General features: G+C 44.7%; 24 protein-coding genes. 22 read left to right on the top strand and 2 right to left on the bottom strand.

The genetic code is table 11. From position 1 onward, the window contains the following. Positions 1-343 precede the first annotated feature (343 nt). Positions 344-907: a Slp family lipoprotein gene (locus tag B3S93_RS08655; protein ID WP_292398493.1), complete on the bottom strand. Its 564-nt coding sequence runs from the start codon at positions 905-907 to the stop codon at positions 344-346. A 250-nt stretch (positions 908-1,157) separates the two neighbouring features. Between B3S93_RS08655 and rho the strand changes: the two genes are divergently transcribed. From rho to B3S93_RS08610, 9 genes are all read left to right on the top strand, one after another. After that, complete coding sequence (rho, locus tag B3S93_RS08650; protein ID WP_014707466.1) at positions 1,158-2,417, top strand: transcription termination factor Rho; 1,260 nt, start codon at positions 1,158-1,160, stop codon at positions 2,415-2,417. Between the two features lie 47 nt (positions 2,418-2,464). Then, on the top strand, positions 2,465-3,382 hold the full coding sequence (miaA, locus tag B3S93_RS08645) for a tRNA (adenosine(37)-N6)-dimethylallyltransferase MiaA (RefSeq protein ID WP_292398496.1): 918 nt from the start codon (positions 2,465-2,467) through the stop codon (positions 3,380-3,382). 75 nt (positions 3,383-3,457) lie between these two features. Further along, a complete protein-coding gene (gene hfq, locus B3S93_RS08640; RefSeq protein WP_014707464.1) occupies positions 3,458-3,682 on the top strand; it encodes an RNA chaperone Hfq in 225 nt (74 codons plus the stop codon). 13 nt (positions 3,683-3,695) lie between these two features. Further along, on the top strand, positions 3,696-4,841 hold the full coding sequence (gene hflX, locus B3S93_RS08635) for a ribosome rescue GTPase HflX (RefSeq protein WP_292398490.1): 1,146 nt from the start codon (positions 3,696-3,698) through the stop codon (positions 4,839-4,841). Positions 4,842-4,935: 94 nt separating this feature from the next. After that, entirely contained in the window at positions 4,936-6,150 is a 1,215-nt protein-coding gene (gene hflK / locus B3S93_RS08630) for an FtsH protease activity modulator HflK (protein WP_292357706.1), read from the top strand. A gap of 2 nt (positions 6,151-6,152) precedes the next feature. Next, positions 6,153-7,025 (top strand): protease modulator HflC, encoded by an 873-nt coding sequence (hflC, locus tag B3S93_RS08625; protein ID WP_292357704.1) that lies wholly within the window; start codon positions 6,153-6,155, stop codon positions 7,023-7,025. Further along, the gene (locus B3S93_RS08620) at positions 7,022-7,219 is read left to right on the top strand and encodes a DUF2065 domain-containing protein (protein WP_292398488.1); all 198 of its coding nucleotides are present in this window, start codon (positions 7,022-7,024) and stop codon (positions 7,217-7,219) included. Before hflC ends, B3S93_RS08620 begins: the two co-directional genes overlap by 4 nt. A 5-nt stretch (positions 7,220-7,224) precedes the next feature. Beyond that, on the top strand, positions 7,225-8,415 hold the full coding sequence (locus tag B3S93_RS08615) for an ATP phosphoribosyltransferase regulatory subunit (protein WP_292398485.1): 1,191 nt from the start codon (positions 7,225-7,227) through the stop codon (positions 8,413-8,415). After that, on the top strand, positions 8,408-9,703 hold the full coding sequence (locus B3S93_RS08610) for an adenylosuccinate synthase (RefSeq protein WP_292398483.1): 1,296 nt from the start codon (positions 8,408-8,410) through the stop codon (positions 9,701-9,703). The genes B3S93_RS08615 and B3S93_RS08610 overlap by 8 nt, the downstream gene beginning before the upstream one ends. A gap of 58 nt (positions 9,704-9,761) precedes the next feature. Here the strand turns inward: B3S93_RS08610 and B3S93_RS08605 are convergent, their stop codons facing one another. Next, positions 9,762-10,625 (bottom strand): NAD(P)-dependent oxidoreductase, encoded by an 864-nt coding sequence (locus tag B3S93_RS08605; protein WP_292398480.1) that lies wholly within the window; start codon positions 10,623-10,625, stop codon positions 9,762-9,764. A gap of 104 nt (positions 10,626-10,729) precedes the next feature. Between B3S93_RS08605 and glyA the strand changes: the two genes are divergently transcribed. The 13 genes from glyA to panD all read left to right on the top strand — a co-directional run bounded on the left by glyA (position 10,730) and on the right by panD (position 21,766). Beyond that, on the top strand, positions 10,730-11,983 hold the full coding sequence (glyA, locus tag B3S93_RS08600; RefSeq protein ID WP_292398477.1) for a serine hydroxymethyltransferase: 1,254 nt from the start codon (positions 10,730-10,732) through the stop codon (positions 11,981-11,983). A gap of 14 nt (positions 11,984-11,997) precedes the next feature. Continuing rightward, positions 11,998-12,471, top strand: a complete 474-nt coding sequence (gene nrdR / locus B3S93_RS08595) for a transcriptional regulator NrdR (RefSeq protein ID WP_292357693.1) — start codon at positions 11,998-12,000, stop codon at positions 12,469-12,471. Between the two features lie 87 nt (positions 12,472-12,558). Further along, positions 12,559-13,656 carry a bifunctional diaminohydroxyphosphoribosylaminopyrimidine deaminase/5-amino-6-(5-phosphoribosylamino)uracil reductase RibD gene (gene ribD / locus B3S93_RS08590; RefSeq protein ID WP_292398474.1) on the top strand — a complete coding sequence of 366 codons (1,098 nt, stop codon included), beginning with the start codon at positions 12,559-12,561 and terminating at the stop codon, positions 13,654-13,656. A 2-nt stretch (positions 13,657-13,658) separates the two neighbouring features. Beyond that, positions 13,659-14,300: a riboflavin synthase gene (locus B3S93_RS08585; RefSeq protein WP_292398471.1), complete on the top strand. Its 642-nt coding sequence runs from the start codon at positions 13,659-13,661 to the stop codon at positions 14,298-14,300. Then, the gene (ribBA, locus tag B3S93_RS08580; RefSeq protein ID WP_292357688.1) at positions 14,301-15,407 is read left to right on the top strand and encodes a bifunctional 3,4-dihydroxy-2-butanone-4-phosphate synthase/GTP cyclohydrolase II; all 1,107 of its coding nucleotides are present in this window, start codon (positions 14,301-14,303) and stop codon (positions 15,405-15,407) included. 10 nt (positions 15,408-15,417) lie between these two features. Beyond that, positions 15,418-16,548, top strand: coding sequence for a lipid-A-disaccharide synthase (gene lpxB, locus B3S93_RS08575; protein WP_292398469.1), 1,131 nt, complete (start codon positions 15,418-15,420; stop codon positions 16,546-16,548). Continuing rightward, positions 16,548-17,120, top strand: coding sequence for a ribonuclease HII (gene rnhB / locus B3S93_RS08570; RefSeq protein WP_292357683.1), 573 nt, complete (start codon positions 16,548-16,550; stop codon positions 17,118-17,120). Before lpxB ends, rnhB begins: the two co-directional genes overlap by 1 nt. 51 nt (positions 17,121-17,171) lie before the next feature. Continuing rightward, complete coding sequence (pcnB, locus tag B3S93_RS08565) at positions 17,172-18,545, top strand: polynucleotide adenylyltransferase PcnB (protein WP_292398466.1); 1,374 nt, start codon at positions 17,172-17,174, stop codon at positions 18,543-18,545. Further along, positions 18,545-19,033 carry a 2-amino-4-hydroxy-6-hydroxymethyldihydropteridine diphosphokinase gene (gene folK / locus B3S93_RS08560; RefSeq protein ID WP_292357680.1) on the top strand — a complete coding sequence of 163 codons (489 nt, stop codon included), beginning with the start codon at positions 18,545-18,547 and terminating at the stop codon, positions 19,031-19,033. The genes pcnB and folK overlap by 1 nt, the downstream gene beginning before the upstream one ends. Further along, on the top strand, positions 19,030-19,689 hold the full coding sequence (locus B3S93_RS08555) for a deoxynucleoside kinase (RefSeq protein WP_292357678.1): 660 nt from the start codon (positions 19,030-19,032) through the stop codon (positions 19,687-19,689). The genes folK and B3S93_RS08555 overlap by 4 nt, the downstream gene beginning before the upstream one ends. Then, complete coding sequence (gene panB / locus B3S93_RS08550; RefSeq protein ID WP_292398463.1) at positions 19,686-20,480, top strand: 3-methyl-2-oxobutanoate hydroxymethyltransferase; 795 nt, start codon at positions 19,686-19,688, stop codon at positions 20,478-20,480. Before B3S93_RS08555 ends, panB begins: the two co-directional genes overlap by 4 nt. Further along, positions 20,480-21,334, top strand: a complete 855-nt coding sequence (gene panC / locus B3S93_RS08545; protein ID WP_292398460.1) for a pantoate--beta-alanine ligase — start codon at positions 20,480-20,482, stop codon at positions 21,332-21,334. Before panB ends, panC begins: the two co-directional genes overlap by 1 nt. Before the next feature lie 51 nt (positions 21,335-21,385). Beyond that, entirely contained in the window at positions 21,386-21,766 is a 381-nt protein-coding gene (gene panD, locus B3S93_RS08540) for an aspartate 1-decarboxylase (RefSeq protein WP_292357672.1), read from the top strand. The last annotated feature ends 81 nt before the right edge of the window (positions 21,767-21,847 follow it).

Below are 21,847 nucleotides of genomic sequence, written 5' to 3'. Positions count from 1 at the left end.
GACAAGCCATGTTCCAGACATGGATTTTGCATACACTCCGTCCATGGAGATAAGCGGTTTTGCATGAGCGAAGCGAGCCCGTAGGTGCAGCCACAGGGAGGTGGCTGATAAAGTAGGTCACCGATAACTGCTCCTGCGTTATCGGCATACATCACATACCTGTGAATAAATGTCGCGCTTTTATATAAAACACCAAGTCGATATCAGAGTTATTGAGTGATATACACGTGAGCTAAAAGTTAGCCATTTGAAGATAAAAAAAGGCGCAGTTTAATGAGACGAGATCTTCCTAAACTTTATTTGATGTAAGACAAAATAAACCTTTCATAGCAACGTTATCTATTCACCAGTAATAGTAAGGATAACCAAATCGTTGATATTGCCAATACCTATTATAGTATCCATTATAGGGATAAAAACCGTTATAAAAGAATGGATCATAAAAAGGATCTCGCTGAATTGGTTGATACAGATGCCACTTATACATTGATGAAACTTCTAGCACAGGCATGATCAACTCTTTCTGGTCTACTTTTCTTGTCTCCATTCCATTTAAGGTGCCGGTAAAAGTCAGTAACGTCCCTTTTTTGTAAACAACAGGATCAATAAATTCAGTTGTTCTTGCTAGAAAACGACCAGCACTTGATTGACTTGTAACTGGTTTACCGTAATGATTAAGTGGATATTGAACAATTTGCAGGATTGAAGCATCATTATTATTTTCTACACTCACTAATTCGCCACCCCAGCGAACATCCTGATTGGCAAAGTTTTCAATCTGCCCCTGGATTTCATTAAGTTGTAGATCATTACTTGGAGCGGTCGAGATTTGCTTTGGGATATTACTGCAACCGGACAGTAAAACCAGTACAAAACTTGTCACGAAAAATGCAGACATCTGTTTCATTGATTGAACCTTTGAAAAATTGATTTTACCTATTTAGAACAAAACCAATCTAGTATAAGTTTCATTACGAGACTATTTGCGTGGGTCTTTTTATATTTAGGGAGTTTTTTCCTAAAAATGCTGGACGGTTTTAATAATTACTGATAATCTTACCGACAATTTTCTGGTTAAATCTCCCATACTTCACATAATCGCGTTCTCCGCGCGCATCCAAGGTAATCCTGATTTTAAAACCCATTTTAGGTAATACATGAATCTGACAGAACTGAAAAAGCAGTCCGCTGCTGAATTAATGGAACTTGCACTATCCATGAATCTTGAGGGCCTTGCCCGCAATCGAAAACAAGAACTAATATTTGCACTTGTTAAAGCACATGCCAAACAAGGCGATGACGTCTACACTACGGGCGTCTTAGAATTATTACCGGATGGTTTTGGCTTCTTACGTTCGCCCGAAGACTCCTATGTCGCTGGGCCAGATGATATATATGTTTCACCCAGCCAAATCCGCCGATTTCACTTAAGAACTGGCGATACTATTAAAGGTAAAATTCGTCCACCTAAAGACAGTGAACGTTATTTTGCTTTAGTAAAAGTTGATGAGATCAACTACGAAAAACCAGAAAACTCTCGTAACAAAGTCCCCTTTGAAAACCTCACTCCATTGTTTGCCAATGAAAGATTTAATCTTGAGCGTGGCAATGGCAGTACTGAGGATTTGACAGCTCGTATTATCGATTTAGCTGCACCAATTGGTAAAGGGCAACGTGGTTTGGTTGTCGCGCCACCAAAATCTGGTAAGACCATGATTTTGCAATCAATAGCTCAATCAATCGCCTCAAATTATCCTGAAAGCGATCTGATTGTATTATTGATTGATGAACGTCCGGAAGAAGTCACCGAGATGCAGCGTTCTGTAAGAGGAGAGGTTGTCTCAAGTACCTTTGATGAACCGGCAACACGTCATGTGCAAGTTGCAGAAATGGTCATTGAGAAAGCGAAGCGCCTTGTAGAACATAAGCATGACGTCGTTATTCTGTTAGATTCAATTACCCGTTTAGCGCGTGCATACAATACAGTCTCGCCTTCATCCGGTAAGGTCCTTACTGGTGGTGTCGATGCAAATGCGCTGCAACGTCCTAAACGGTTCTTTGGCGCGGCCCGAAATATTGAAGAAGGTGGAAGTTTAACCATTATTGCAACGGCTCTGATTGAAACCGGTTCACGTATGGACGAGGTTATTTTCGAAGAGTTTAAAGGTACCGGTAATATGGAAGTATTACTTGAACGTAAATTGGCTGACCGTCGTATTTATCCTGCGATTAATGTCACACGTTCCGGTACCCGTCGTGAAGAATTACTGACTAATGAAGAAGATCTTCAGAAGCTGTGGATCTTACGTAAGATTCTGGCTCCAATGGAACCCATTGAAGCAATGGAATTTCTGATGGATAGGCTAAAATCGACTAAAACCAATGTTGAGTTTTTTGACTCAATGAAGCAAGGGTAATTATCGATTTGTTGTCTGGCCAAGCTGTGCCACCAGCCATTTTTTTAATGGGGCCCACGGCCGCAGGTAAAACAGAGCTGGCAATATTTCTTGCTCAGAATCTTCCCGTAGAAATTATCAGTGTTGATTCTGCTCTTGTTTACAAGCAGATGGATATTGGTACAGCCAAGCCAGATGCACTCACGTTGCAGAAGTATCCTCATCATCTGGTGAATATTCTTGATCCTACAGAGGCTTATTCTGCGGGAAGATTTCGTCAGGATGCGTTGGCGTTAATGGATGATATTACCCAGCGGGGAAAAGTTCCGTTACTGGTTGGCGGGACGATGCTGTATTTTAAAACGTTGCAATATGGCATTGCAGAGTTACCAGAAGCTGACGCACAAGTCCGATCAAAACTGGCGAATGAGCTTCAGCAATTTGGCTTGCCGTATTTGCATGATCGACTGGCCAAAATAGATCCTGTTTCGGCAAAACGTATTCATAATAATGATCCTCAAAGATTATTACGTGCCTTGGAAGTTTATGAGATTTCTGGGAAATCATTAACTGAATTAACCAAATATTCAGATTTTTTATTGCCCTATGAAGTCATAAAAATAATTCTATCGCCTTTCGATCGAAAAATTCTGCATCAACGAATCGCCAAAAGATACGAAACAATGATGCAAGCTGGATTTATTGATGAAGTCAGAAAACTGTATCGGCGTGAAGATCTGCATCCAGCATTGCCATCAATTCGGGCTGTAGGCTACCGACAGGCATGGTCTTTTCTGCGCGGAGAGTATGACGAAGCCACCTTTATTGAAAAAGCAATTATTGCTACAAGGCAAATGGCGAAACGTCAGCTGACCTGGTTAAGAGCTCAAAAAGATGGTGTCTGGTTTGACAGCAGTACAGATTTACCAGAACAACAGGTATTGGATTTTATACGTTACAAGCTGGCTACATCCGATAATGCTTGACGATTCTGTGCAGCCTTTTAGAATGCCTAATATACTATTTGAAATTTAACAATAATAACAACGATGGAGTCGACAATGGCCAAAGCCCAATCCTTGCAGGATCCTTTTTTAAACGCATTACGTCGAGAAAATGTTTCAGTTTCAATATATCTGGTCAATGGCATTAAACTACAGGGTCAGATTGATTCCTTCGATCAATTTGTCATTTTACTGAAAAACTCAGTGAATCAAATGGTCTATAAACATGCCATTTCGACTATTGTTCCTGCAAGAAATGTTCAGATAACCCAAGAAGAATAAGGGAGTTTATTGATTGTTTGATCGGCCTGATAGCAATGCAGCTTTTGAAGAGAATTCCGAACAGGAATCCGTTGTTTTAGTTCACCTTGATTTTAATGATCGGGGATTTGATGAAAAACAACAGGAATTCCTTGAATTGGTTAATTCAACAGGTACCAATATTTCAGCCGTAGTGCATGGCAAACGTCAGCGGCCTGATTCAAAGTACTTCGCCGGTTCAGGCAAGGTAGAAGAAATAGCTGAACTTGTAGCAGCCAATGATGCTGCGGTAGTGATTTTTAACCACGAACTCTCTCCCAGTCAGGAACGTAATCTTGAACAGCGGTTAAAATGCCGTGTATTAGGCCGCACCGGTCTGATTCTGGATATTTTCGCTCGAAGAGCCCGCTCACATGAAGGTAAACTTCAGGTAGAACTCGCACAATTGCAGCACCTTTCCACACGGCTGGTTCGTGGATGGACTCACTTGGAAAGACAAAAAGGGGGTATTGGTTTACGTGGTCCCGGTGAAACTCAGTTAGAAACAGATAGAAGGCTGCTTGGACAACGCATCAAATCCCTTAAGAAGCGCCTTGATAAAGTGCGTTCACAACGAGATCAGGGAAGACGCTCAAGACAACGTGCCGGTGTGCCGGTTATTTCTTTGGTCGGTTATACCAACGTAGGAAAATCAACACTTTTCAATCGAATGACGGCTGCTGATGTTTATGCTGACGATCGTTTATTCGCTACGTTGGATCCCACGTTACGCCGATTAAGATTAGCGGAAACTGAACCTCTGATAATTGCTGACACAGTCGGATTCATTCGTCAGCTTCCCCATGATTTAGTTGAGTCTTTCAGTTCCACTTTGGAAGAAACACGGGATGCTTCTCTGTTGTTACATGTTGTAGATGCCGCTGCACTCGACAGGGATGAGTTGATGAAACATGTTGACGATGTCCTGCAACAGATAGGTGCTGACGAGTTACCGCAATTGATTATTTATAACAAAATTGATCGCCTGGAAAATGTTCAGCCGAAAATTGAACGGGATCAGCAAGGAAAAATACGTCGTATCTGGCTTTCTGCGCAAACAGGTGAAGGCTTGGATCTATTGAGGATGGCATTACAAGAATATTTTCCTGAGCAACTCTCAGCGATTGAATCAGTCAATTAAAACGGACTTTTGGTTGCTATCGGCAACCATGTCCGTAAAATAGATTCATTCGGTTTCCACATTGAAAATCATAAATTAAATTTTGGAGCGGTACATGGCTTGGAATGAACCCGGTAGTGGTGATAAAGACCCATGGGGTAAGCGTGGTGGTGGCAATGATGGCCCCCCTGATCTTGATGAAGTAGTAAAAAACCTACAGCGTAAGTTTGCCGGAATGTTTGGTGGCAAAGGTGGTGGAAATAATACTCAACCGCCAGAAGGCAATAATAATAAAGCCGGTTCAATCGGCGCTGGCTTAATCGCCGCTATTATTTTACTGGTTTGGTTGCTATCTGGAATTTATATTGTCGAACCAGCCGAGCGCGGTGTGGTTTTACGTTTTGGTCAATACAGTCACACAGCTATGCCTGGTCCTCACTGGCATTTCCCTTATCCAATCGATAAAGTTGAAGTGGTTGATGTTGCAAAAATACGTTCTGTTGAGATTGGTTATCGTTCTGCAGGTGGCAGACCAGAAAGTAATGTTTTGTCTGAGTCTTTGATGTTGACGAATGACGAAAATATTGTCGACTTAAAGATTGCTGGCCAATATCGCATTAACGATGCTGCGCAGTATTTGTTTAATGTTCGTACTCCAGACACCATTCTCCGTCAGATGATGGAAAGTGCTGTTCGTGAAGTTGTTGGGCAATCGACAATGGACTTTGTATTAACTGAGGGGCGGAGTGAAGTTGCCACTCGGACTGAGCAACGCTTGCAAGCCATGCTGGATGCTCACGCTACCGGTTTGACAGTTACCAGTGTCAGTATGCAGGATGTTCAACCGCCTGAGCAGGTTCAGTCAGCTTTTGCAGACGTGGTCAAAGCACGTGAAGATGAAGTCAGACAGAAGAATGAAGCTGAAGCCTACGCAAATGATATTATCCCAAGGGCTCGCGGGCAGGCCTTCCGTGATATTCAGGAAGCTGAAGCTTACAAGAGTCAGGTGGTTGCCAAAGCAAATGGTGAAGCCAGTCGTTTTGTTCAGGTTATGACCGAATACGAGAAAGCCCCGTTAATCACCCAGGAACGTCTCTATATTGATGCTATGGAATCTGTCTACAGTCGCAGTCAGAAAGTAATGGTAGATATTGATAGCGGTGGAAACAATGTTCTTTACTTGCCATTGGATAGAATGCGTAGCAGTGGTGGTAATGCTCCTCGTGTAGATTTAAATAACTTGAATTACCCGACAACGGGTAATAGCACCACTACATCCACAACAAGTTCTTCTGATCAAGATGGATCACGTAGCCGGGGAGGACGTTAATCATGAGTTCTAAATTTACTACAATTATTTTTATTGTTGTCCTGGCATTGATCACGATGAGTTCTGCCATCTTCTTTGTGGATGAACGTGAGCGCGTTATATTGCTTCGTTTAGGTCAAATTGAACATGCTGACTTTGAGCCGGGTATTCATTTCAAAATTCCATTTGTGAATGAAGTTCGTCGTTTTGATGGTCGTATTCTCAGTCTTGATGCCACACCAGCACGATACCTGACCGGCGAAAAGAAAAACGTTATTGTGGATTCTTTTGTCCTATGGCGTATTTCAAATGTTGCTGATTACTTCACTTCGATGGGTGGAGATGAAGAAAGCGCCAAATTACGCATATCCCAGATTATCAAAGATGGGCTACGTGCCGAATTTGGGCGCCGCACGATTCAGGAAGTGGTTTCTGGTGAGCGTTCTGAGATGGTCAGTGGCTTGATGGATGAAGCAAACAGGATTTCAAACGAGTTTGGTATTGAGGTTGTTAATGTCCGCATTAAGCGTATTGATTTGCCTACTGAAGTAAGTTCATCGGTTTACACGCGGATGGAAGCTGAACGTGAAAGGGTAGCGAAAGATTTACGGTCACGCGGTGCAGAAGAAGCTGAAAAAATCCGTTCAGATGCAGACAGACAACGTACCGTAATACTGGCTGAGGCAAATCGCCAATCAGAAATGTTACGTGGTGAAGGTGATGCGATTGCAACCCAAATTTATGCCGATGCGTATGGTCAGAATGAGAATTTTTATTCATTCTATCGCCGTTTAGGTGCATACAAGCATATCTTCCAAGGAGATGACATGCTGGTCATTGAACCGAAAGGCGATTTCTTCAGCAGTTTTAGTGACTTGAATACATTGGAACAGTGAGTGACTCACTGATTCAGAGTCTATGGCTCGCCACCGCATTAATGTTGATCATAGAAGGGATTTTGCCGTTTGTTAATCCCACAGCATTAAGGCGAGCCATACTCCAAATTGCCACAATGACGGATCAGCAAATACGCATAACAGGATTGCTGAGTATGCTGGCTGGCCTGTTGATTTTATACTGGGTTAATTAATTTACATGACACTAAAAGAAAGTTGGTTGCTCCCTGAGGGCATCGATGAATTAATGCCTGAAGAGGCTGCACAGCTGGAACGAATGCATCGGCTGTTGGTTGATCGTATGCAAAGTTGGGGCTACCAGCTTGTTGTACCGCCTCTTGTTGAATATCTGGATTCCTTATTAACCGGCACCGCAAAAACCCTGGATCTGCAAACCTTTAAATTGATAGACCAGTTATCCGGCCGATTGCTTGGAATTCGCGCTGATATGACCCCCCAAGTTGCCAGAATCGCTGCCCATCGTTTACGCGATAATTCAGATGTATTACGTCTTTGCTACATCGGTAGCGTATTGCATACATTGCCGGCTGGTCAGGCCAGTTCACGTAATCCGATCCAATTAGGGGCTGAAATATACGGCCATGCTGGTCCAGAAAGTGATATGGAAAGTATCCAACTGATGGTCGAGTTACTGGAGATCAGTGGGGTTTCAGGTTCAATCTCTTTAGATATTGGTCATGTTGGTATTTATCGTGGATTAGCGGATTTTGCAGAATTGGATGATGAGCAAGAGCAGGCATTGTTTTCTGCCATGCAACGCAAAGCCTTGCCGGAAATACTGCATTTATTATCAGGTTACGCTATTGCTGAAAACGCTAGTAATATGTTGGCGGCCCTATCCGAGTTGAATGGTGACGTCAGCGTTTTGGATAAAGCAAAACGAATATTACAGGATGCCCCTGATTCGGTATTAAAAGCACTCGACACACTGGTTCTTCTTGCTGATATGGCAAAACAACGGTTACCAGAGATTCAATTGAATTTTGATCTGGCAGAGCTTCGAGGCTATCACTACCATACGGGAGTGGTTTTTGCGGCTTATCAGTCAAATTCGGCACAGGCGATTGCCTTAGGTGGCAGATATGACGATATTGGTCAGGATTTCGGTCACGCTCAGCCAGCGACTGGCTTCAGTCTGGATCTGAAAAAGCTGGTAACCAGTTTCCCCAAACCAACTGAAAAACGTCAGGTTATAGCGACGCAATGGTCAACTGATCAGCAACAGCTTGAATTGGTCTCAAACTTACGTGAACAGGGAAATATTGTTGTATTTGATTTACCTGGCAGTACCACACAAACTGAAAAAACATTGATTCAACAAGATGGCCGCTGGCAAGTGGTCGATACAGGAAATAACACGCGTGGCTAAAAATATTGTAGTAATTGGTTCCCAATGGGGTGATGAAGGTAAAGGCAAAGTCGTTGATCTGTTAACCGACAGTGTCTCTGCCGTTGTGCGTTTTCAAGGCGGACATAATGCAGGACATACCCTGGTTATTGAGGGCAAAAAAACCATTTTGCATCTGATACCGTCCGGTATATTGCGTGAACATGTTCAATGCCTTATTGGTAATGGTGTGGTGCTATCGCCAGAAGCATTGATCAAAGAAATGAACGAATTGGAAGCCAATGGTATTCCGGTTCGCCAGCGTCTTAAAATCAGTGCTGCCTGTCCGTTGATTCTGCCTTATCACGTAGCGCTGGATGTCGCCAGAGAGTCACGCCGTGGCAAAGACGCGATTGGCACCACTGGCCGAGGCATCGGTCCAGCCTATGAAGATAAAGTGGCTCGTCGGGGGCTGCGGCTTGGCGATCTGGCTAACGAGCAAAAATTTGTGGAAAAACTGCGTGAAGTTGTCAGCTTTCATAATTTTGCCTTGATAAATTACTATCAGGCTGCTCCTGTGAGTTTTGAACAGGTACGTGATGAAACTTTAGCCATGCGTGATGTACTGTTGCCAATGATTGCCGATATTCCGGCTATGCTGCAGCAGTATTATCTCAACGGTGATCGCGTGATGTTTGAAGGTGCTCAGGGCGCGTTGCTGGATATTGACCACGGAACCTACCCTTATGTCACTTCATCCAATACGACTGCCGGTGGTAGCGCAACGGGTGCGGGTGTTGGACCTTGTCATATTGATTATGTATTGGGTATTACCAAAGCCTATGCTACTCGTGTCGGCGCAGGTCCATTTCCATCAGAATTAAGCTGTGGGATTGGTAAACATTTATCTGAAAAGGGACACGAAAAAGGTTCGACAACCGGTCGTGATCGTCGTTGTGGCTGGCTTGATATGGTGGCGCTAAACCGTGCCAGCTGGATTAACAGCATTACCGGTTTATGTTTAACAAAACTGGATGTACTGGACGGACTGGAAACGATTCGCTTATGCATTGGTTACAAACGCCATGGAGAAGATGTAACCGTTCTGCCACTGAGTGCTGATGAGTTTGAGGGATGTGAACCGGTATATATTGATATGCCTGGTTGGCAGGACTCCACCTTGGGTATCACTGAGTTTGATGCCTTGCCGGAAAATGCTCGTAATTATATTAACAAGATTCAGGAATTGGCCGGTGTGCCGATTGATATTATTTCCACCGGTCCCGACCGCTGTGAAACGATTATTCGCCGTGATTTGTTTAGCTTGTAATTCCTGTTGTAAGCCTTATCAAAACGCCCTCTAACAGAGGGCGTTTTTGATCATGGAATTATTTTCTATCAGGTGAAATCGCGGCATATATTGCCGAATAATCAGTATTCTCCAGACCCATAGCAATTGTTTTATCCAGTAATCGACTGATACCTTCTAATGCACTGGTATCAAGACGAAGTTGCTCCCCAACCTCGAGAAATAAACGAGTATCTTTTGCAAGATGTTTGGTCGGGAAATTAGGATCGCTGAAATCACGATTGCGCATACGATCCAGCTTTTTATCAAAGGTTGGAGCATATAAAGCACTTTCACGCAAAATCTGCATAAATTGATCAACGTCAATCCCATTCTCTTCAATCAAGGCCAGACTTAATGAAAAGGTTGCTGTAAGGCCAGCAATTAATTGATTCAACGCTAGCTTAATGGTCGCTGCCTGGCCAGTCCTTCCAATATATCGAGGCGTTTCGCCAATCATTTTTAATAAAGGAAGCGCCTGTTGATAATTATCCTCTGTTCCAGCTGCCATCAGAATCAGTTTGCCGCTTCGCGCTTCTGGCAAACTTCCTAAGACCGGGCACTCAAGATATTCTGCACCGGCATTGTTTAGCTGGTGTTCAATGTGCTGCGACTGTTGTGGTGCGATCGTACCCATTTGGATAAACAACTTATCCATAAATGCGCCGGGCGCAACACTGTCCAAAACGGTAGCAATAGCATCGGCATCGCTTAACAGTAAAACGATAATCTCGCTTTTTTCAACAGCTTCACTGGCAGCACTACAGATACGGGCGCCATGTGTGTTTAAATCTGCAATTTTTTCAATACTTCTATTGTAAATACTCAACTCACATTGTTGGGTGAGAAGGTGTTGTGCCAGGGCATTTCCCATAAGGCCACCACCAAGAATACCTATTTTCATAATGACTCCAGTTTGGATGAATTAAAAAGTCTATTCTTACATAGATGCTACGTGCGTTGTGGGATACAATATGCGGGCATTTACAGCCGCTACAGGGGAAAACTGTGTACAAAAAAAACATGAGCATTGCTGATTTTGATGACGAGTTGTTTCAGGCAATTTCTGCTGAAGAACAGCGTCAGGAAGATCACATCGAATTAATTGCTTCTGAGAACTATACCAGCCCACGGGTGATGGAAGCTCAGGGCTCATTGTTAACCAACAAATACGCAGAAGGTTATCCCGGTAAACGTTACTATGGCGGTTGTGAACACGTTGATACCGCTGAAGATTTGGCTATTGAACGAGCAAAAGCTTTATTCGGTGCTGATTACGCTAACGTGCAACCACATTCAGGTTCACAGGCCAATGCTGCAGTTTATCTGGCTTTATTGCAACCCGGTGATATGATTCTGGGCATGAGTCTCGCACACGGTGGTCATTTAACTCATGGCGCAAAAGTCAGTGCTTCTGGCAAAATCTATAACTCCGTGGCTTATGGCATCAGTAGTGCTTCTGGTGAAATTGATTACAGTGAAGTTGAACGACTGGCAAAAGAACATCAGCCTAAATTGATCGTTGCCGGTTTTTCGGCTTATTCTCGCATTATCGACTGGCAAAAATTCCGTGATATTGCGGATTCAGTCGGTGCATATTTACTGGTTGATATGGCTCATATTGCCGGCTTGGTCGCTGCAGGCCTGTATCCAAATCCGGTCCAAATCGCTGATGTGACAACCACAACGACTCACAAAACATTAAGAGGCCCGCGTGGTGGTCTGATTCTGGCCAAATCCAATCCTGAAATTGAGAAAAAGCTGAACTCAGCCGTTTTCCCTGGTTTTCAGGGTGGGCCATTAATGCATGTCATTGCGGCAAAAGCAGTTGCTTTCAAGGAAGCAATGTTGCCGGAGTTCAAAACCTATCAACAGCAAGTTGTGAAAAATGCCCAGGCGATGGCCAAAGTCTTTATGGCACGTGGCTATGATGTAGTCTCTAAAGGAACCGATGACCATTTGTTCCTGGTCAGCTTTATTGAAGCTGGTTTGACTGGTAAAGAAGTTGATGCCTGGTTGGGTAATGCCCATATTACGGTCAATAAAAATGCTGTGCCTAATGATCCACAATCACCATTCGTTACCTCTGGTATTCGTGTCGGAACACCTGCGGTTACAACACGTGGCTTCAGCGAGCAGGATTGCACCGATTTGGCAGGCTGGATGTGTGATGTTATTGATAGTCATGGTGATGAAAAAGTGATTGCAGCTATTCGTGACAAAGTAATGACGATCTGCAAACGATTGCCAGTTTATTCATAAGTTTGAGCTGACTGATGCGTTGCCCGTTTTGCGGAGCTGAAGATTCAAAAGTCGTCGATTCGCGTCTTTCTTCTGAGGGAGATGCGATTCGACGACGTCGTATGTGTCAGGAATGTAATGAGCGGTTTACCACTTATGAAACCGCTGAGCTGAGTTTGCCAAGGTTGATTAAGCGTGATGCCACCCGTGAAGCGTTTGATGAAAATAAATTACGCGCGGGCATTATGCGGGCCCTGGAAAAACGCCCGGTCAGCATTGACGCTATTGATAATGCCGTAAAAACTATCACTCGACGCTTATGGGCAACGGGTGAAAGAGAAGTGCAAAGTCGTCTGGTGGGTGATTGGGTAATGGATGCATTACGTGAACTGGATGAAGTAGCTTATGTCCGATTCGCATCTGTTTATCGAAGTTTTCAGGATGTGAATGCGTTTCGGGAAGAAATTGAACGTATGGAAAATCGTGCATTATCTGACAAAGACAGCTGAATCTTACGGTCAGCACCAGTTTGTTCCAACGCATCATTCGAATGCGATTACAATCATAACGAACATTAATCTGTGGAGGCACTCCCAATGAGCCAACACGAACAATTTATGGCACAGGCAATACAACTTGCCTGGAAAGGATTATATACAGCAGATCCAAACCCTCGCGTTGGCTGTGTGATTGTAAAAAATGATCAGATAATCGGCCAGGGTTGGCACCATCGTGCCGGAGAAGCACATGCCGAGATAAATGCTCTGCATGATGCCGGACATGATGCAGAAGGTGCAGATTGTTATGTAACCCTTGAGCCCTGCAGTCATTTTGGACGAACTCCGCCATGTGCTGATGCATTAATCCGTGCGGGTGTCAAACGTTTATTTGTTGCAATGACTGATCCGAATCCGGTTGTTTCTGGAACAGGTATTCAGCGTATTGAACACGCGGGTATTGAAGTTCATCAGGGGATTTTGCAATCTCAGGCGGAACAACTAAATCCAGGCTTCATTCAACGTATGCGCCTCGGCAGACCCTATGTACGAAGTAAAATGGCGATGAGTCTTGATGGCCGCACCGCAATGGCTTCAGGAGAAAGTAAATGGATAACTGGCGCTGAAGCGCGTGCCGATGTACAGAAACTCCGGGCTCGCAGCTCAGCGATCCTGACAGGGGTCGGTACGGTACTGGCAGATGACCCGTTACTTAACGTTCGTCATGTAGATGACTGGTATCCTCATGGTGAGAGCATCCGTCAGCCGCTAAAAGTTGTCGTCGACAGTGAACTGCGTATGCCGAATTCAGTCCGGATCCTCAATGACGCTAAAGTATTGTTGTTTACCGCTTGTGAGCGAATGGTTCGCGCTGATGTGGAAACCATTGTATTACCTGCGCCAAACAATCAGGTTGATTTGAGCGGTATGCTGGCTGTATTGGCCAAGCGTGAAATTAATGAAGTAATGGTCGAAGCAGGTGCAGTGTTAAATGGTGCTTTGTTACGATCACAATTAATTGATGAAATGATTTTTTATGTGGCACCAAAACTGATGGGGGATGCGGCCAGAGCTGTATTTCATTTACCGGGCATGGATCGCATGGCGCAAAATATTCAATTACACATTACCGATATACGGGCAATTGGTCAGGACTGGCGTATTACCGCAGTCCCAGAGTACAACGAGGCTTTTTAAACATGTTTACAGGTATTATCGCGGCCGTAGGCCAGCTGAAATCACTGGAATCACGCGGCGGTGATATTCGTTTGCATATTGATCCGGCCAAACTAGATCTGACTGACGTAAAACTGGGCGATAGTATCGCGGTCAATGGTGTGTGTTTAACCGTAGTCGAAATGGCGAGCAGAAGTTTACAGTTTGATGTCTCTCAGGAGACCCTACAACGAACCAGTCTGGGACAATTAAAAAAGGGTAGCGAAGCCAATCTTGAAAAAGCCCTTGCCGTTGGGGATCGTTTAGGCGGTCATATGGTTAGCGGGCATGTTGATGGTTTAGGTGAAGTGATCAGTAAAACGGCTTCGGCCCGTTCCTGGCAATATAAGATAAAAGTCCCGACAGAGCTGGAGCGTTATATTGCAGAAAAAGGTTCAATTACCATCGATGGGGTCAGTCTGACCGTGAATGGCGTATTTGATGGAGGTTTTGATATCAATATCATTCCGCATACGCTTGAAGAAACCATTATCCAACACTATCAAACCGGCACTCGGGTCAATCTGGAAGTGGATTTGATTGCCCGTTATCTGGAACGTCTGTTACCTCAGACTGGCTCCACCATCAGCCGGGATTTTCTCACTCAACAGGGTTATATTCGCTAAATGCAAATCAACAGCACCCAGGAAATTATCGACGACCTCAAGCAAGGCAAAATGGTCATCATCATGGATGATGAAGATCGCGAAAATGAAGGCGATTTAGTGATGGCGGCGGATAAAGTTACTGCTGAAGCCGTTAACTTTATGGCTAAATTCGGTCGGGGATTGATTTGCCTCACATTAACTGAAGATCGTTGCCGTCAGTTGCGTCTGCCACTTATGGTGATCGATAATCAAACACCTTATGCCACCAACTTCACTGTTTCAATTGAGGCGGCTGATGGCGTGACCACTGGTATTTCTGCAGCCGATCGTGCATTAACCATCCAAAAAGCCGTCGCACCTCAGGCTAAACCTGAGGATCTGGTGCAACCCGGACACATCTTTCCATTAAAAGCACAACCAGGTGGCGTTTTAACTCGTGCCGGACACACAGAAGCAGGTTGTGATTTGGCTTATCTGGCAGGCTGTACGCCGGCCGCAGTTATTGTCGAAATTCTCAATGATGATGGCACCATGGCCCGCCGTCCGGATCTGGAAAAGTTTGCCGAAACCCATCAGCTTAAAATAGGCACGATCGCAGATTTAATCAGTTATCGTCTGCAAAATGAAATGACGATTAAAGCGATGTCGACCTGTGAATTTCCCACCGAATATGGTGATTTCACTCTGCACAGTTACCAGGATGATGTAAGTGGTCAAACCCATCTGGCGTTAGTATATGGCGAAATTAATGCAGAACAGGAAACATTAGTACGTGTGCATATGGCCGATCCTTTAGGGGATTTACTGGCATCGAAACGTGAACCAACCCATTGGCCTTTACCGGATGTGATGCAACGAATTCAGCAAGCTGGAAAAGGTGTGCTTGTGGTATTAAGACAGCCAGAACAGAACAAACAACTGGCCGCAAAAATCGCCCGTTATCAGCAGCAGGATCAAGGCGAAGCTGCACCGTTCAAAGCCAGCTGGGATCTGAGAACCTTTGGTGTTGGCGCGCAGATCCTTGCAGATTTAGGGATACGTAAAATGCGGGTGATTGGTACTCCAACCAAGCTGACCGGTGTTTCTGGTTTTGGACTTGAATTAACCGGGTATGTAGAAGACTGAGCCAGTATTAGTGAGTCATCATATTTACATTGTGGCGGGTGAAGCTTCGGGCGAAGCGCATGCCGCTCGTCTGGTGTCCGCATTAAAGCAGCAGCAACCTTCAATCTATATAACGGGTATTGGCGGTGACAAAATGCGGGCTGCAGGGGCTGATATTAGTATTGATTTTGCTGAATTAGCGGTAATGGGACTAGTGGAGGTGATCAAACGCTATCCCAAAATCAAAGGCATTTTTAATCAGGTGGTCGAGGAATTACGCCGTCAGCCACCAGATTTGTTAATTTTGATTGATTATCCTGGCTTCAACCTAAAACTGGCAAAACAAGCCAAAAAACTCGGCATTAAAGTTTTGTATTACATCAGTCCGAAGATCTGGGCCTGGCGGGCAGGGCGCATCGAACAAATCAAACGTTATGTTGATCATATGGCCGTGTTATTTCCGTTTGAACAGGAAATCTACGAGAAAGCAGAGGTTGCCGTTACCTGTGTAGGGCATCCTTTAGTTGATGCTGTGCATACCCAGTTATCCAAAACTGCAGCACGGGAAAAATTCTTATTAGATAAAGATATTCGGGTTATTGGTTTATTTCCCGGCAGCCGTCGCAGTGAAATTTCAGTCTTACTGCCAGTGATGCTGGAAGCGGCTGAACGAATAGAAAAACGGCATTTTCCGATTCAGATAGTCATTCCCCAGGCCCCCGGTATTGATGAAAGCTTTCTGCAACAGTATCTGGCTGGCTCATGTTTGAATGTAAGGGTTATCAAGGATGATTTTTATGAGGTTATCCAGGCCTGTGATGCGATTGTTGCTGCATCGGGTACCGTGACGCTGGAAATTGCGTTACTGGGAGTCCCCCATTTTATTACCTATAAAGTTTCTCCATGGAGTTACCGGATACTCAAACGTCTGGTGAAAATTCCCTATGTTGGGTTATGCAATATTGTGACAAAACAGCCGGTGATTAAAGAGTTGCTCCAGGATGACGTTACGCCAGTCCGGTTGGAACAGCAGCTAATGGATCTGCTTACCCATCCCCAACGGCAGCAACATGCTGAAAACATTCGTCAGCAGGTCAAACAAGCACTTGGTCCAAGTGGCGGGGCAGAGAATGCTGCCAAACTCGTACTGAGTTTAATTTAATGCAGTCGGTTGTTTTAATTGCTGGAATAGATGAAGTTGGCAGGGGGCCTTTGGCAGGGCCAGTGGTGACCGCAGCAGTCATACTCGATCCTAATAAACCTATTACAGGATTGACCGATTCTAAAAAGCTCAGTGAAAAGCGCCGCGAACAACTTGTCCCGTTAATTGAGGAATATGCTTATGCGTGGGCGTTGGGCCGGGCAGAAGTGGAAGAAATTGATCAATTAAATATTTTGCAAGCCAGCTTATTAGCGATGCAACGTGCAGTGGCCGCTTTGCCTTTTGAGCTGGAACATGCACTGGTTGATGGTAATCATGCCCCCCAATTGACTTGTCCGGTCACCACAATCATTAAAGGTGATTTAAGTGAACCAGCCATAGCGGCGGCTTCCATATTGGCAAAGGTTGCCAGAGATCGTGAAATGTTGGTGTTGGATCAGCTTTACCCTGGCTACGGACTCGCGAAGCATAAAGGGTATCCGACGGTACAGCATCAGCAAGCACTAATGGATTTAGGACCTTCACCAATTCACCGACAGTCATTTGCCCCGGTTCGCCGGGCAATGAGATAAATTAATGCAATTTCCGGCTATCGTCTTTAAGCATGGTATTATTCGCACCTTATGCTTTCGATAAATTCACTCATTAATTCATTCAAACGGATCAAAGCCGGTAAAAAAAGCCGTGCAGCAGCCGAGGGAGCCGCACCACTTATTGTGTCGCGCGCCGATCATAATATTTCTCGACAGTTAATCAGTCCCAGTGCCTTAAAAGTGCTTTATACCCTTAAAGATGCTGGGTTTGAGGCCTATCTGGTCGGTGGCTGTGTACGGGATTTGTTATTAGGTTACGAACCCAAGGATTTTGATATTTCTACCAATGCTCTGCCTGAGCAGGTGCATCGGTTATTTCGTCGCAGCCAGTTAATTGGTCGTCGTTTCAAACTGGTTCATGTGCGCTTTGGTCGTGATGAGATTATTGAAGTAGCCACTTTCCGAGCGCCACCTGAAGCTAAAAATCATGTCGATAAGCAAGGTCGTATCATGCAGGATAATGTGTACGGCACATTAGAGCAGGATGCATGGCGTCGCGATTTCACCATTAACGCCCTTTATTACAACATCAGAGACTTCTCTATTGTTGATTACACCGGTGGTATTGCCGATTTGCAGGCAGGTCTGATTCGCTTAATTGGTGATAAACCCGTCAGATATCGTGAAGATCCGGTGAGAATGCTTCGTGCTGTACGGTTTATGGCTAAATTGGGTTTAAAGCTGGAAGCCGAAACCGAACAATTGATTGTGGATCTGGCCCCATTACTCAGCGATATTCCTCCGGCCAGATTATTTGATGAAACCTTAAAACTGTATTTAAGTGGGCAGGCAGCAGTAACTCACGAGTTACTTTGTCACTACGGTGTGTTTGATCATCTTTATCCTCAAACCGCGGCTTTGTTACATCAGGAAAATAATGGTTTTCCTCGCACTTTGCTGATGAAAGCGTTGGAAAATACCGATAAAAGACTGGCTGACAACAAGCCGGTTACTCCCGCGTTTTTGTTCGCTGCATTATTATGGGAGCCATTGCGCCAACGTTGGCTGGAACTGAGTAAGGAAATGCCCGAAATACCCGCCATGCAGCGTGCTGCCGGTGAAGTATTATCCGAGCAGATTCAAACCGTCGCCATTCCCAAACGCTTCAGTCTGGTTACCCGTGATATCTGGACCATGCAACCACGATTGACACGCCGTCAGGGTAAACGTGCTTTTGCTTTGTTATTGCATCCCAAGTTTCGTGCTGGTTACGATTTTCTGGCATTGCGGGCCCAATCCGGTGAACCTTTGCAAGAGCTGACTGACTGGTGGACAACCTTTCAGCAGACATCTGCTACTGCGCAGGCCGAAATGGTAAATGCTTTAGGTAATGGCGGAGAGACAGATAAACGTAAACCTCGCCGTCGCCGCCGTCGTAAACCTGCTAATAAAAAAGTTGAATAATGCTCGTTTATATTGGACTCGGCAGTAATCTGCAAAACCCACTGCAACAGATAAAAACGGCAATAAATGATGTACAGTCATTAGCCGGAGTAACCATCATCACCGTATCCTCGTTGTATCAGAGCCCGCCCATGGGGCCAGCCGATCAACCTGATTACATTAATGCGGTGATCTCACTGGAAACATCTCTCAGTCCACATCAGTTACTTGATGCTTTACAATCTGTTGAACAACTCCATGGACGCGAACGAAAGCGGCATTGGGGTGAACGGACGCTGGATTTGGATATTTTGCTCTACGGTGAGCAAATATTAGATGATGAGCGACTGAAAATACCGCACCCAGGCATGCATGAGCGGGCCTTTGTGTTATATCCATTGGCCGAAATAGCACCGGATATTGAGATTCCCGGCATAGGTGCTTTACAGCAAATATTGCTCTCCTGCCCGCAAGGTGATTTACAACTAGTGGATAAGATTAGCTTATGAAAACATTGCCACATCGCTATATTGTTGTCGAAGGTCCTATTGGTGTCGGCAAAACCCATCTGGTTAAAAGGTTGGCTGATAGCTTTTCTGGAAATACCTTGTTGGAAGCGCCGGAACAGAACCCCTTTCTGGAACGCTATTACCTGCATCCCAAACAATCCGCATTGCCAACGCAGCTGAGCTTTCTGATGCAGCGCGTTAAATTAGCCAAAACACTACAACAGGATGATTTATTTACCTCATTGCATGTTGCTGATTTCATGCTGGAAAAAGACCGTTTGTTTGCCCAGATATCGCTCGATGATGACGAACTGGCCTTATACAACATGGTTTACGATAGTTTGACCATGCACCATCGGACACCTGATTTGGTGATTTACCTGCAAGCCTCTCTGCCGATCCTGAAAACCCGGATTTCTCAGCGTGGTATCAGTTATGAGCAACATGTCGAGGATGCTTATCTAAAACGATTGGCTGATTCCTACGCTGATTTTTTCCATTATTACGATGCTTCTCCATTATTGATCGTTAATGCAGAACAAATTGATTTGGTGAAAAGTGAAGCCGATTATCAGCAATTGCTGGATCAGATCTGCACTATCCAGAGTGGTCGTCAGTATTACAATCCGTTACCGGTGAAAGAGAAAAACTCATGAGCCGTACCAGTCTCAATCAGCTACGTAAAATGAAAGCCGAGCGTAACAAAATTGCCGTGCTGACGGCATATGATTCAAGTTTTAGTCACGTTCTGGAACAGGCTGGAGTTGATATCGTATTGGTGGGTGACTCACTTGGAATGGTCATTCAAGGTCAGGAAAGCACCTTGCCAGTCACGGTCGAGCATATGATTTACCATACCGCCAATGTGATTCGCGGTAGTGAACGTCTGTTTGTGATCACCGATATGCCGTTCATGAGCTATGCCAATACTGATCAGGCTTTGCACAATGCAGCCCGGTTAATGGCCGAAGGCGGGGCGCAGATGGTTAAACTGGAAGGGGGAGCAGAGCTGGTTGAACTAATTTCTGCCTTAACCCGACGTGGCATTCCTGTTTGTGGTCATCTGGGATTATTACCCCAGTCAGTGCATAAGCTGGGTGGGTATCTGGTTCAGGGGAGAGAACAGTCTGCTGCGGATAAAATTCTGCAGGATGCGATTAGTTTGGAAAAAGCAGGTGCCGATATGCTGGTACTTGAGTGCGTCCCTGCGGCATTGGCGAAGATCATCAGTGAAGCGCTAACGATTCCGGTTATTGGCATTGGTGCTGGCGCTGACTGTGATGGACAGGTTTTAGTGTTACACGACATGTTAGGGATCACTCCTGGTAAACGTCCGCGTTTCAGCCATGATTTCCTGGCCGACAGTGGTCACATCCCTGCAGCAATAAGTCGTTATGTTGAAGCCGTTAAAAATAGTGAGTTTCCCACAGCTGAGCAACAGTATTAATGCAAATTGTTGAATCGATTCTGAGCCTGCGTGGTCAGATAAAGACCTGGCGTGCTGAACATCGGACTATTGCCTTTGTACCGACGATGGGAAACCTTCATGACGGGCATATCTCTCTGGTGAAAAAAGCCCAGACTCTGGCTGACAAAGTGGTGGTCAGTATTTTTGTCAATCCATTGCAGTTTGATGACAAACGGGATTTAGCCAACTATCCCCGGACGTTGCAGACAGATATTAAAAAGCTGACTCAGGTGGGCTGTAATCTGTTATTTACTCCTGATACTGAGGTGATGTATCCGCAGGGCAAGGATTTTCATACCTTTATTCACGTGCCTGGTATGGATGACAAGCTCTGTGGTCTTGAGCGACCCGGACACTTTGATGGTGTTGCCACAGTCGTTACCAAGTTCTTCAATATAGTGCAGGCCGATGTTGCGGTGTTTGGTGAAAAGGATTACCAGCAATTATTGCTGATTCGTAAACTGGTGGCTGATTTGAACTTGCCGATTAAGATCGTGGGCGCAGCTACTGTAAGAGAAGATAGTGGTCTGGCGATGAGTTCTCGTAATCAACATTTAAACGAAACGCTGAAACAGCAAGCTGCAGCGTTGTATTCAAATCTGCTTGAACTCAAACAACAGCTGGAGTCTGGCAATCAGGACTATTCGGCTTTACTGGCTCAAGCCCATATGCAATTAACTGCTTCCGGGTTTACATTGGATTATATTGATATTCGTCGGGCAGAAGATCTGCAATTGGCTAATCCTGCAGTGGATAAAGAGTTGCGGTTGCTGGCGGCGGGACGTGTGGGCAGTGTAAGATTGATTGACAATATTGCTTGTAACCTTGCTTGAGCTTTCTTAAAAAGCGATAATATACGGCTTACTAACGGAATTTTGCCAGCTATGCATCTGACACTGTTAAAAGCTAAATTACATCGTGCCTGTGTAACCCATTCTGAACTGGAATATGAGGGTTCATGCGCGATTGATGGCAAATTACTCGAAGCCGCCGGCATTCACGAGTATGAACAAATTCATATTTACAACGTCGCTAATGGCGAACGTTTCGTGACGTATGCAATTCGAGCTGAAGACGGTTCTAATATCATCTCAGTTAACGGTGCTGCGGCACATAAAGCCTCTCCGGGCGATCGCATTATTATCTGTGCATATACTGCTATGAATGCAGAAGAAGTAAAAAGCTTTAAACCGACGTTGGTATATCTGAATGAAAATAATGATATTACCCATATGCGTCATGCTATTCCTGTCCAAGCGGCCTGATTAAACCCCTTAGATATAACGGTTTGTGAGACTGTCACTGAACAGTCATCAAACCGTTATTTTTTTGTCATATGTGTTCTC

Origin of the sequence: Methylophaga sp. UBA3613, from assembly GCF_002375415.1 — a bacterium.
GTDB lineage: Bacteria > Pseudomonadota > Gammaproteobacteria > Nitrosococcales > Methylophagaceae > Methylophaga.
Note: the sequence above shows the minus strand (reverse complement) of the source record. Positions and strands in the feature narration are given on the sequence as shown.